The organism is Cytobacillus gottheilii, from assembly GCF_001636345.1.
GTDB lineage: Bacteria > Bacillota > Bacilli > Bacillales > Cytobacillaceae > Cytobacillus > Cytobacillus gottheilii.
This window is the reverse complement of sequence record NZ_KV440945.1, coordinates 4,459,500-4,471,873: the sequence shown is the minus strand read 5'-3', so window position 1 is coordinate 4,471,873 and position 12,374 is coordinate 4,459,500. Positions and strand designations below refer to the sequence as shown.

The 12,374-nt window shown below is 38.5% G+C and carries 11 protein-coding genes and 1 pseudogene; 3 read left to right on the top strand and 9 right to left on the bottom strand.

All coding sequences use genetic code 11. From position 1 onward, the window contains the following. Nucleotides 1–20: 20 nt before the first annotated feature. Together A6754_RS21650 and A6754_RS21645 are read right to left on the bottom strand one after the other, a co-directional pair. Nucleotides 21–1,481, bottom strand: a complete 1,461-nt coding sequence (locus tag A6754_RS21650; RefSeq protein ID WP_066450909.1) for a spore germination protein — start codon at nt 1,479–1,481, stop codon at nt 21–23. A 203-nt stretch (nt 1,482–1,684) separates the two neighbouring features. After that, a complete protein-coding gene (locus tag A6754_RS21645; protein WP_066450907.1) occupies nt 1,685–2,140 on the bottom strand; it encodes a GNAT family N-acetyltransferase in 456 nt (151 codons plus the stop codon). 152 nt (nt 2,141–2,292) lie between these two features. Between A6754_RS21645 and A6754_RS21640 the strand changes: the two genes are divergently transcribed. Then, nucleotides 2,293–3,318 (top strand): DUF1835 domain-containing protein, encoded by a 1,026-nt coding sequence (locus A6754_RS21640; RefSeq protein WP_082851783.1) that lies wholly within the window; start codon nt 2,293–2,295, stop codon nt 3,316–3,318. Between the two features lie 68 nt (nt 3,319–3,386). Here A6754_RS21640 and A6754_RS22875 read toward each other — a convergent pair whose 3' ends face one another. The 3 genes from A6754_RS22875 to A6754_RS21630 form a co-directional block, all read right to left on the bottom strand. Next, complete coding sequence (locus tag A6754_RS22875; protein WP_156495837.1) at nt 3,387–3,536, bottom strand: hypothetical protein; 150 nt, start codon at nt 3,534–3,536, stop codon at nt 3,387–3,389. A gap of 14 nt (nt 3,537–3,550) precedes the next feature. Further along, entirely contained in the window at nt 3,551–3,757 is a 207-nt protein-coding gene (locus A6754_RS21635) for a YozQ family protein (RefSeq protein WP_066450903.1), read from the bottom strand. A gap of 207 nt (nt 3,758–3,964) precedes the next feature. After that, nucleotides 3,965–7,054, bottom strand: a complete 3,090-nt coding sequence (locus A6754_RS21630) for an efflux RND transporter permease subunit (protein ID WP_066450899.1) — start codon at nt 7,052–7,054, stop codon at nt 3,965–3,967. A gap of 100 nt (nt 7,055–7,154) precedes the next feature. Here A6754_RS21630 and A6754_RS21625 point away from each other — a divergent pair, with 100 nt between their 5' ends. Continuing rightward, the gene (locus A6754_RS21625; RefSeq protein ID WP_066450894.1) at nt 7,155–7,994 is read left to right on the top strand and encodes a TetR/AcrR family transcriptional regulator; all 840 of its coding nucleotides are present in this window, start codon (nt 7,155–7,157) and stop codon (nt 7,992–7,994) included. 117 nt (nt 7,995–8,111) lie between these two features. On the opposite strand, the pseudogene A6754_RS21620 reads toward A6754_RS21625, so the two are convergent. The 4 genes and pseudogenes from A6754_RS21620 to A6754_RS21610 all read right to left on the bottom strand — a co-directional run bounded on the left by A6754_RS21620 (nt 8,112) and on the right by A6754_RS21610 (nt 11,780). After that, nucleotides 8,112–9,225 (bottom strand): annotated as a pseudogene (locus A6754_RS21620) (Ger(x)C family spore germination protein). Further along, complete coding sequence (locus tag A6754_RS22595; RefSeq protein WP_257299263.1) at nt 9,222–9,851, bottom strand: GerAB/ArcD/ProY family transporter; 630 nt, start codon at nt 9,849–9,851, stop codon at nt 9,222–9,224. Before A6754_RS22595 ends, A6754_RS21620 begins: the two are co-directional and overlap by 4 nt. Before the next feature lie 40 nt (nt 9,852–9,891). Beyond that, on the bottom strand, nt 9,892–10,311 hold the full coding sequence (locus tag A6754_RS22590; protein WP_082851780.1) for a GerAB/ArcD/ProY family transporter: 420 nt from the start codon (nt 10,309–10,311) through the stop codon (nt 9,892–9,894). 11 nt (nt 10,312–10,322) lie between these two features. Beyond that, nucleotides 10,323–11,780, bottom strand: a complete 1,458-nt coding sequence (locus A6754_RS21610; protein ID WP_066450885.1) for a spore germination protein — start codon at nt 11,778–11,780, stop codon at nt 10,323–10,325. An 80-nt stretch (nt 11,781–11,860) separates the two neighbouring features. Between A6754_RS21610 and A6754_RS21605 the strand changes: the two genes are divergently transcribed. Then, nucleotides 11,861–12,337 carry a DinB family protein gene (locus A6754_RS21605; protein WP_066450883.1) on the top strand — a complete coding sequence of 159 codons (477 nt, stop codon included), beginning with the start codon at nt 11,861–11,863 and terminating at the stop codon, nt 12,335–12,337. Nucleotides 12,338–12,374: the final 37 nt, after the last annotated feature.

Genomic DNA, 12,374 nt, shown 5'->3' with positions numbered 1-12,374 from the left:
TCCATCCTTTATATAAACACTTAGTCCTTTGATGATTGCTTTGATTTTCCGGCTTTCCAAAGAGGGAAACGGAAGAGACTATCCTTAAAATCAGAAGAATGAATCGGATTTAACAGCGTACCATAGGGTGAGCCAATGGATTCGAGTTTAACAATATGGCCGATCAGGGTCATAAAACCTACAGCAATTCCAACGATCCCGAAGAGTGAGGCAATAATCATCATAGGAAATCGCATTAACCTAATGCCAAGGGACATATCGTAATTAGGAATAATAAAAGAGGATATGGCTGTTAATGAAACAATGATGACCATAAAGTTACTCACAATTCCTGCCTCCACGGCTGCTTGGCCAATGACAATTCCTCCCACGATGCCAACCGTTTGCCCAACAGGTGCAGGCAGCCTAATGCCTGCTTCTCTTAGCATTTCAAGAGTTATCTCCATAAGCAGCGCTTCGATTAATGGATCAAAAGGAATTTCTGCGCGAGACTCTCCAATAGTGATTAATAAGCGGATCGGGATGATTTCGTAGTTAAAAGATACAATGGATATATAAAGGGCGGGCAGAAAAATAGAGATCAGTACGGCAACAAACCTTAAGATGCGTACAAATGAAGCCAGCATCCATCTTGTTGTATAATCATCAACACTCTGGAAAAATGACATAATAGAACCTGGAGCAATTAATGCGCTTGGAGACCGATCTAAAACTACACATATTTTTCCTTTAAATAAATCAATTGCCGCCTGGTCTGGCCTTTCGGTTAATCTGAATTGGGGAAATGGTGACCAGTGATTATCCTCAATGCATTCTGCTAGTTGTCCAATATTAATAAATTGATCTCCATTAGTCCTTTTAATCCGTTTAGTCAGCTCAGTCAGTTGTTCTTCCTTCGCAGTTCCTTCAAGATAAACTAGATACACATGTCTATTTAAATCACCCTCCATCTTGACTTCTGCTGCTTTTAATTTCGGAGAAGGAATAAATTGCTGCAGCAAAGCTATGTTTTGGTCTGTTGTTTCGCCAAAACCAAGATGAGAACCTTTTAATGTTGTTTCAAAAATTGAATCTTCAATCGTTCGGCTGGGACCTCCGACGGTATTATAGATATATGCCTCATTATGTTCTTGAAGGAAAAGGATTGTATTGCCTTTTAATAGGCCATTAATCGTTTCTTGAAGAGCAGAAGTCTTTTTAAAATCGGCAATAGAGGTGTGTGGAGGCTGATCAAATTCTCCTGTGCAAAGAGGAGGGATAATATGCTTCTCAATTTTCTTAACATCAGCTAAATCTTGCAAATAAACAAGCGTGCCATCAATCTGGCGGTCAAGCAATTTTATATCTCTGAATATTAAGTTTGGAGTTAATGTAAACACTTGTTTTATGTTAAAGATATTTACCTGAAGGCTAGAGCTTATCTTTCCTTCTAACGGACGTTTCGGGTCTGTTACGTTTTTTCTATCTTTAAAAAAGCGCATAATCGTTCTCCTTTAGAAAGGCTGATAAACCGTTCCATCTCTTTTTCTTAAGTTTTCCAAAGTGCTGATTCTATATGTAGTCTGTAAAACAGCTTTTGTTAAGTTTTCGTAAAAAAAGAGAGGAACCAACAAGGGCTCCTCTTTAAAGATCATATTTAAATGATTATGTAAAACTAAATGTAACCGCACTGCATCAGACATTTTTACAGCTTTAATGTCATAAAAACACTATTAGGATCTACTGTATAATCCCCAAAAGGTTCACAATAGTAAAATCCAGCTTTTTCATACATGAGGCGGGCAGGCAGAAAGGCATCCATAGAGCCTGTTTCTAAACTTAATTGTTTATAACCGCGGTTTCTAGCCTCAGCAACAATATAGTCCAGCATCAGTCGGCCCACACCTTTCCTAATATGGTCAGAAGAAGTTTTCATCGACTTCACTTCACCATGATCAGGTGTTAACTCTTTTATTGCACCACACCCAAGCAGCTCCTCATCCTCCCACACACTCCAAAAAGTAACTTCAGGCTGTCGCAGCCCATCTAGATCAAGTGCATGAATACTCTCAGGAGGAGAGTGAAGTGTCATGCTTTGTAAATGATCCTCTAGCAGCTGTTTAATCTCAATACTTGTTAAATCGTCTTTTTTGATTTCCATAATAAGACCTGTCCTTTCATTACATATTCTTATTGAACATCATATTTCAAGAAGAGTATTAAATGCCAGAATAAAATGAAAAGAAATTGGAAAAGTTCTACAGCTCCTTTACAATAAAATAAAGATCTCTGTGAGGAATGAGGTAGAGACACATGCAATTGGAAGCTATGAAGAAAACCATTAGCAGTTTAAGTGAAAGTGATGCAAAGTCTATGTTACTTCTCTTGTTTGCGAAAACAAATCAATGGAAGCAAATGGGGAATACGGATTCAGAACTGGCGATGGAAATTGAAAAGATGTACAACGGACTTGAGAGGGCTATTGAGGAGAAGCAGAAGGAAAAACGGATTGAGGAATATGAACGGATTCATATTATGTTTGGAGCTTCCCCAGCAGGAAGTCTTCGAGAGGCTCTTAAGACGATGAAGCTTGAGCATAAGGAGAAAATTATCGTGTTTGGGGATATGCTCTCCGTAGGACCGATCTATCACTTACAAACAGAAGACGGGCAGGAAAAACGCGCGAATTGGATGTTAACCGCTTTTCCTTATGATGAAGAAGACTGGAGAATAAGCGAGTTTGAAAAGAGTCTCCATGAAATCACTTCAATCAGCGAGAATCAGCACATTACCATTTGGTGTTCTAACAGTGCACATGAGCAAACGGCACTTCGTTTTGTTCTTTTTCTATTAAAGGAGCGAGAACATCAAATTCAAGTGGTCAATACAGCTGCCTTACATGAAACGCTATTCAAAAGGAAGGATGTTGAATATCAGGTGCTGCATACTGGAGAAATTCCACCAGAGAAACTCCAAATTATGTACGAGAAGAGTGATAGTGAGAAACTGAGCCAACAGGAGAGGGAAATGTTCGAAAATGAGTGGCTCTCCTTAGCGGAAACAAAGAATGCTCTAAGAATAGAACAGAATGGAATAGTTGAGTCAAAGAATGAATCTTATTTTGATCAAACCATCATTGAGACTGCTAAAGAGTTAAACATGGATAGAGAATTTAGAAAATCAGCTCGTCTCATTGGCCAGGTTCTAGGAGAATGTGAGCAGCATATAGGGGACTCCTTTATAGAATATCGCCTCCGCAAGCTAATTGAAAAAGATGTCTTTGAGGTAAAAGGGAGTTTGAAGGCGATGAGATATTATAGTGTTAAATTAAAGGTCTAAAAAGAAATTGAAAGGCCGTCCAATTAGGTAATACTAATGGACGGCCTTATGTTCTTCTTGCCTTTAGCTCAATCCTCTAACATAACCGGCGGGATATCATAATCCTGCTGTTTTTTATAATCTGAGCCTTCAGTATGCTTCAAATGCTTATGACTTGGATATGTTGACTTGTGCTCATGTGAGAGCTTTGCCACTTTGCCGCGATCCGTATTAACCAAGGTAAAACCTCCCTTTACTTATCGTACCCATCTCTGCTTAATGGAATATCTTTGCCGTTTACATTTTCGATTTTTCCATCAATCGTGCCTTCTGTATACGTATCAGAGAATTGTTCGTGTGTATGAGCAAGACCTGAGGAGAGCTGATCCTCTTTTTTGTAATCATCCGGACGATATGTTCTGCCTGCAAGTTCTAAAGACTGCTGATTTTTCTTAGTCATTTAAAATTCACCCTTCCATAACTTTTCGGTTTAGAAAAAAGGCACACGATACATACTTTGTTATTTAATGAGAGTGGCCATACTTTAGTATGCTTCTGTAAATCAATCAGATGAATGTTAAAAAACTCCTGTTGAAGATTCAGGTAGAAAAAAAGCCAGAGAATCAGGTTCTCTGGCTTTTGCATTTGGACAGCTTCAAGCGTATCCTTAGTTATCTTTTACTTCTTTACGATTTTTCTTAAGCATTTTCGATAAGATTTCATAAACGATTGGCACGATGATTAACGTTAAGATTGTTGAGCTAGTTAATCCGCCGATAACGGTAATACCAAGTCCTTTTGAAATCAGACCGCCGCCGCCATTACCAAAGAGCAATGGAATTAAAGCACCAATAGTCGCAATAGCAGTCATCAAGATTGGACGAAGACGAGTAGCTCCTGCTTCAAGGATCGCTTCACGCATATTCATGCCTTCGCGTTCCATATGAATGATTCTGTCGACCAATACGATTGCATTGGTAACAACAATTCCTATGAGCATTAGGAGACCCATCATTACAGATACGGAGATTGTTTCTCCAGCTATTAGAAGTCCAACGAATGATCCAATCACTGCAAATGGAAGTGAGAATAGGATTGCAAATGGTGCTGCACCTTCGCCGAACGTTACGACTAGGATGAAGTATACAATCGCAATCGCAGCGAGCATCGCAATTCCAAGCTGTGTAAAGGTTTCATTCATATCTGCAGCTACACCGGCAACTCCAGTTGTAACACCGTCAGGGAAGTCTAAGTCATCGATTGCTGCATCTGCGTCAGCTGTTGCTGTCGATATATCATCACCAATAATGGTTGCTGATACAGAAGCATAGTACTGACCTTCGCTACGTGCCAGTGTATTAAGTGTTGTGCCCTCTTCAACAGTCACAAGCTCTGAAAGTGGCATTGACATGCCCATTGGTGTTGCGATTTCTGTTTCAAGAAGTTCATCAATTGACTTAGGTTCAGCCTGCTGATCCTGCTGAATGATGACATCGAGTGTTTCTCCGTCCTTCTCAACCGTTGTTAAAACTTCTTTTGTTTCTGTATTGCTTAATGCCATTACAATCTGACCAGTTGTTAATCCATATTGCAGAACGTCTTCCTGGTCTACATTAAAGGTATACTCTACATACGCGTCTTCCGCACTTGATGATACATCTTCAAGTCCTTCCGTATCGTTAAGCACGTCTTCAACCATTTTAACGGATTCGTTCAGGTTATCTAAATCTTCGCTATAGAATGTGTAGCTAACCTCATTTGTTGACATTCCCATAGATGAGAAGTCTTGGCTTTTCCACTCACCGGATTGGCCTATATTAAAGACATATTCTTCAATGTCTTCACGTACTTCTGGGAAGTTATCCATTTCTGGATCAAAGATCAGGTACATTAAAGCACCGCCGGCACCGCCGCCCATCATGGCTGCAGAAGGGTCAGACGAAGCCTCGTCTTGAATGGATAACTGGACAATGTCGATATCTTCTCGCTGCAGCATTTCTTCCTCAACAACGGTTACGTTGTCCAATGTATCTTCTGTTGTTTCACCCGTTTCAGGTGTATAGGTTAAATACATTACTTTTTCTTCTTCGCTGCCTAAAAAGCTAAATCCAATAAGCGGCGTAAGGGCCAAGCTTCCAGCAAGAAGGATAACAGCGATCACAGATGTAATGATTTTGTGATTCAATGTTTTTTCAAGAACGCCTCTATACCACATTGCAAGCTTGCCAACTTCTTTATGGCTGCTTTCTGTTTTCGGACTGTACAGCTTCTTTTTAAATAAGAAGTGAGAAAGAGCTGGAACGATTGTAATTGCTACAATTAAGGATGCACCTAAAGCAAACGTCATTGTTAATGCGAAAGGCATGAACAATTCTCCAACCATGCCGCCAACAAAAATCAACGGAGCAAAAACAGCTACGGTAACTAGAGTGGACGATAAAATTGGTTTAAACATTTCAATTGTTGCTTCTCTAATAAGCGCACGCCCAGTAAGCTTTTCTTCTTTTAAATGCATACGGCGATAAATATTTTCCACAACAACGATGGAGTCATCAATAACCCGCCCGATTGCTACGGTAATGGCACCAAGTGTCATAATATTTAATGTAATATCCAGCCAGTGCAGCAATAGGAATGCCATAAAGATTGAAACTGGAATAGATACAATTGAGATAATCGTTGACTTAATGTCACGCAAGAATAGAAGGATGATCAATACAGCGATTAAACCGCCAAATAAGGCTTTTTCAATCATTGTATGAACAGAGTCCTCAATCGGAGCTCCTTGGTCTAATGAAATATCAATCATCAGTCCATCAATGGCTTCTTCTTGATCGGTTGCAAACTCTTTAACAGCATTTACAACATCAACCGTGTTATCCTGCTGTCCTTTTACAATCTGAATGGCAATGGCATTTTCCCCATTTGTCCGGGAGACAGATTGTTCGCGTCCAATTGTTTCAATTGAGGCAATATCGCCCAATGCGACAAATGGAACCTGATTTTCTTCTGAAGGAGTTATTGGAATAAGAAGCTCTCTTAACTCTTCAACTGATGTAACTTTGCCGTCAACAGCGACTGCCTGTTCACCATCTTCAAACTCATAAAGCCCAAGAGACATAGCCATATCACTGGCTTGAATCATTTGTTTGACATCATCTTCTGTTAAGCCGAGCTCAGCCATTCTTTCTTCATTGAAGGTGAAAATAGCTTCCTCAATATGCTGACCGGAGATTGTTGCAGAAGCAACACCGTCAATTTTTTCAATCTCTGGTAAGATCGTGTCTTCTACAGTCGATGTTAATTCTACAATATCTTCTGAGCTGCTGCTGATAGATAAAGCAACTACAGGCATCATATTCATCCCGATAGATGTTACAGTAGGTTCCTGAACATCTTCAGGCAGTGTGACAGTATCTAAAGCTGACTCAAGTTCTCTTTTCTTTTCATCCATATCAATGCCATATTCGTATTCAACCTGAATACTTGCTACATTGGAACTGGAATTAGAGAAAACAGCTTTTACATCTTCAAGTCCTTCAATGGCACTTTCAATAGGTATTGAAACGTCTTCCATTACCTTCTCCGGAGTTGCTCCCGGATAGATTCCCATGACCATTAAATATGGAATGTTAATGTTCGGAATCGTTTCTGTTTTCATTTGTGTACCTGAATAAATACCCGATGCCGTAATAATGATCGTTAATAACCATACAGCGAGCTTGTTTTTCAGGACAAAATTTACTAAACCTTTCACAATTACACCTGCCCCTTTATTGACTTTGTTCAATTAATTACATATACTAATGACTAATCGGTCATTTGTCAATTGATTTCATTTAGGAGAGTATTAAGATATGGTAAAGAAACAGTTAATAATGGAAAAGGCACTAGAATTGTTTGCGGAACAGGGATTCGATGCTACTTCAGTACAACAGATTACTGAAAAGAGCGGTATATCAAAAGGTGCGTTTTATTTATCCTTTAAATCAAAGGATGAGCTAATCTTTGCTTTAATTGATCATTTTATGAGTGAAATCGTTTCCAATATTGACTATCTGGTCAGTGGTGGGGGATATCAAAAGGATGAGCTGTTATATCAGTTTTACCTTACGATATTAAAAAACTTTGAAGAACACTCTAATCTTGCCACTGTTTTTATGAAGGAACAAACACATACGTTAAATATGGAACTGATTATGAAGCTTCATTTTTATGATAAACAAATCAATCGTGCCATCCTGAAAATGATTGATCAAATTTATGGTGATTCAATTGCGGCTACAAAGTTTGATTTGCTTTATTGTGTAAAAGGATTTATGAAAATGTACTCGGAGCTTTTTATCTTTTCAAAGCTTCCGCTTGATTTGAAGTTACTGGCCAGCTCACTTGTTGAAAAGACAAATTTGCTTGCAAAGCATTCCACAGTCCCTTTTGTTACAAAAGAGCTCGTTAACTTGCTCGATCTGCCGGCAGAAGGTCCTCCAACACAAGAAACCTTAGTCAAACATATAAATGATCTAATTGCTGAGGTACAAGAAGGATTTGTAAAAGATGCACTGCATGAGTTAAAAGAACAAATAAATAAACAAACATTAGATATCCTGCTGATTAACGGACTAGTAGAAATCGTGCGCCAAGATGCTCAGTGCATGTGGGTTGCTTTTCTCCTCCGCCGCTATTTTAAAATAAGCTGAGGATTCACTGGTTATAAAATTTAGTTCAGCTTCAGTGATAAGGTTCAGTTCTCAGGATTTGAGACATGATTTTAAACGAATATTAACTGAACCCTCAGCTTCACCTGAGGGTTCCCTTTATTTTGTAGCTCCTTTTGCCCCAAAATCAATAATTTTTAGATCAACTTTAAATTGAACATTTGCTTTGCTGAAAATTTCATCCATATTATTTTTGTTTTGTTTATAAAATTTAGGATGCTGAGATCGAATATAGTAAAAGAAACCTGGCGCATCTGACTTTAAGTCATTTTGCAATTTGTCGAGAATAATCCCGACCTGCCGTTCTACTAGCGGCTTTTTCTATTTCTTTCAAATAAGAGGAGCTAAAAGAATCTTCATTTGAATACCAGTCTTCAGAGAGACGGGTATTATACTCGGTTGAAATGTCGATTGTTACTTGTGAATCATTAACAGTAGTTTTAATTTCTTTATTTGTTTGATCAATGACCTCAACACTAAAACGTTTCCCTTTGTGTTCTCCAACGATAATTCCACCTTCAATATTTCCCTCAAGCCAGTTCATATAGGAAACTTCATCTGCAGTTAACATTCCTGCTAATTCAGAATGATTATTTATGACACCTGCTCCATCTAACTTAAGCATCTTTTCTTTAATAGAAACGGATTGAATGGCAAAGCTACCAGCTGCCTGTAGGCTTGCAGAGGTCTGACCCAATGTTATCGATGGCAGAATCTTACTTGTCGCTGAAATATTCTCGCTTAAAGAATATAGATCATTAGAAGGAACACTTCCATCTTCTCCTGTACTTAAAATTTGTTCTGCAGGATCTTTTGAAACCATAATGATACAGCTTCTTCTTGTATCATTATCTTTTATAAATTGATTGATTACAGCGTCTAATGGGAGACTTTTTAATACATTCTCATTAATAATGATCAATCGCTGCTGATTTGCAAATAGAACATTTTTAGACATCGCTACTTCTCTTATGGCATCATGAACGGTTCGAGCGAGCACGGTGGCGTTTTCATAGGAAGGGGCTGGAGTTTCTGCAGACTGTCCGGAAGCTGGCAAGAGAATCTGATGTGTCAGAGATAGCTGATCATCCTCTCCAAGATCAATGCCCACTCCTACTAATAACGACAGATCTTCTATTTCTTCACTGTCCCAGCACCCGCTTAAAAGGGAGATAGCGACAAATAGCCCGATAAGATGCACGACCAGTTTCATGTTCTCATCCTCCTTTCTAAACCGTAAACGAAAAATGTTGCAAAAGGAAGAATGATAAGGACTACCGGAAATGCAAAGCCGAGCAGGTCACTGAATATAAAAACATCACCAAGATCTTTGGCGTAATTAGCTAAAAGAAATATCAATGGAACGAGTATGATTAAGTTAGTAGAGAACCTGTTATGAAACACATGTGTCATGCTTTTGGCTGCAAAATAGAAATAAAGCATATGAGTGGTGAAGAACTGCAGAATCCAGGTAACTAATAGAAAGAGCTCTAATCTTTCGACGAAGATACCTTGAACTTCAAATGATTGGATAAATGAAATGGTTGGCCATGTGACCGACGTTACCTCATCAATTGTAAGTGTGCTTACAACTAAAATATATGTCAGCACATACATGCCAACTGGTATGAAACAGCCTAATAAGACGCCTTTATTGATATTTAGCTTTTTATCTGTCATTCCGTATAAAAATAAAACTAATTCAATTCCAAAAAAAGATAGCTGTCCGGCACTAAACCCTTTTAGAATAGGCTGCAAACCATATCCCAATATAGGTTTGATATTCATAAGATCGACAACTTTAAAGCTCATACTATAAATAAAAAGGACAACCACAATGGTAATAGGTAGAAACAGAATACAAACTTTAGCAATTGGTTTAATGCCTCCGATAATTAAAGTGAACAGCCGCTAAAATTAGTGCTAAGATAGTTACTTCCATAGGAGTATTTTCAAGCATATAAAAGCGGACCATTTCACTCATTGCCCGGACTTCAAAACTTGCAATAGAAAGAAAATAAACGGCTAAGGCGAGGCAAATAGCTTTTCCCGCCCACTTTCCATAAGCCTCTTCAATATAAGAAAAATAATCTGTCACCCTATGTTTTTTTAGCATATAAACAAGGAGAATTAATAGAAGAGCTGCACAAATACCATTGAGGATTAGTATAATCCATCCATCTGTAGTTGTTGCCTGCTCTGTTAAGCCTCGAGGAAGGGTGAGCATTCCTACGCCTAGCATTGCACAAGAGAGGATTGAAGTAATTTCTAAATTTATTAGGGTTGGTTTAGCTTCCATATTTTTATCTCCTAGTTATTGCCTGCTTTTTTAGGAAGTCTTATTAGAAAATCCCGCTGTTTTTTCTTATTAAATAATTGTCTTAAATCTAGATAAGGCTCATTAAAGCTTGTTAATTTCGCTAAATGAGTGATGAAAATGATAAAAAATAAGGTTGTGCCATATAAACCCAATATCGCAGCAATTCCCATTGCACCAAATCGCAATGCCCTAAAGCCAAGACCAAAGCTATATTGAGGGACCGTGAAAGAGGTGATCGTGGTGATGGATACAATAATAACCATGATCGAACTGACCAGATTTGCCTGAACGGCAGCCTGACCGATAATAACGCCGCCAACAAGGCCAATGGTTTGCCCAACAGGAGTTGGAAGTCTTACTCTTGCTTCTCGTAATAACTCTATCGTTAATTCCATAATGATTGCCTCAATAAAAGGAGGGAAGGGCACATTTTGTCTCGTTCCGGCGATTGTCATGGCGAGCTCAGTTGGAATCATTCCAGAATTAAAGGATACAAGCGATATATATATTGCTGAAAGAAAGACGGTAATAAACACTGAGATATAACGTAATAACCTTAAAAATGATCCGGCAATCCACCGTTCATAATAATCATCTGGAGATTGAAGAAGCATATCTACCTTTGTCGGAGCAATTAAAGCGAAAGGAGAGCCGTCGACTATTATTCCCACACGGCCTTCCTTTAGAGATGCAAGCACTTTATCAAGCCGCTCGGTATTTTGTATTTGTGGAAAGGGTGTATAATGCGTATCCTCAATTAGTTCTTCTAGAACACCTGAGTCTAATATGTCCTCTTTTTTTACTTTTTCAATACGAGAAAGGACTTCATCAACAAGGTGCTGCTTCGCTAAATTTTTGTTATAGATCACAGCAATTTCCTTTTTTTCTTCCGATCCTGTTTTTATTTTCCTGACAACAGTGCTTTGATCTTTTGTACTCTGTCTAATGAGAGCGATATTATCGCTCAAGCTTTCAATCAGTGAAATTTTAGGGCCTCTAACTACACGTTCTGTCGTAGGTTCAGCAAAACTTCTTGTTTTAGAACTCGGAAGATTAAGAAGAAGTGCTTCCTGTTTTCCTTCCAAAACAAGTGCAATTTTCCCATCAAACAACTCTGTCATCAGCTCTTTTTCTGTATGTGCTACATTGAATAAAAATGGCTGGAAAAAATGCATTAAGTCATCATAAGAATGGATTTTATCTGAAGATGAACTGGTAAGATCTTGAGCCAGCTTCCAATATTCTGTGTAATCAATAACCCCATTTACAAAAATAAAAAATGCTTTCCTGGAAAGGACTGTTATCTCCGTAAATTGGATATCATCCTGATTCTTGGTTAAAGCTTTTAATGAATCTTCAGTGAAGGTTCGTTTTCCTTTGTTGAACATATTCTCACCCTTGTTTTCATATGTATTTGTATTTTTTGCATGTGCTTGATAAATATTCACGAAGTAAATTCATTCTTTTTAAGTGACTTCTATCCTGTGTTAGAATGAAAAGCAGGAAAAATGAAAGGGAGATGAATGAAATGTACCGTCAAGTAAATGATTTCTTAAATGAGTGGAATGCTGAAGCTGTTAGTACTATAGCCGTTATGGATGCATTAACAGATGAAAAATTGGAACAAGCAATTACTGAGGGACACAGTACCCTTAGATGGTTAGGCTGGCACCTGGCAACAAGCCCAGTATTCTTCGCAAGCTTAGTTGGTGTGAACCTTGCACCTCCAACAGAAAAAAAAGAAGAAGAAATGACTGCTGCTGATATTCAGGTTGCCTATAGAAAAATAGCAGAGGAATTAAAGTCTGCAGCAGAATCGACACTGGCGGACGAACAGCTTACTGAAACAATTGATTTTGGAGGTCCGACAGCGAAGGGATCTATTCTTAGTAAACTGATCCTGCATCAAACACATCACCGCGGACAAATGACAGTCCTTCTTCGCCAAGCAGGGCTGCCTGTACCTGGGGTTATGGGACCAACGAAAGAACAGCAGCAGGGATAACATATTTAGAAAAGCCGGTTCTCTAAATTAGAATTCC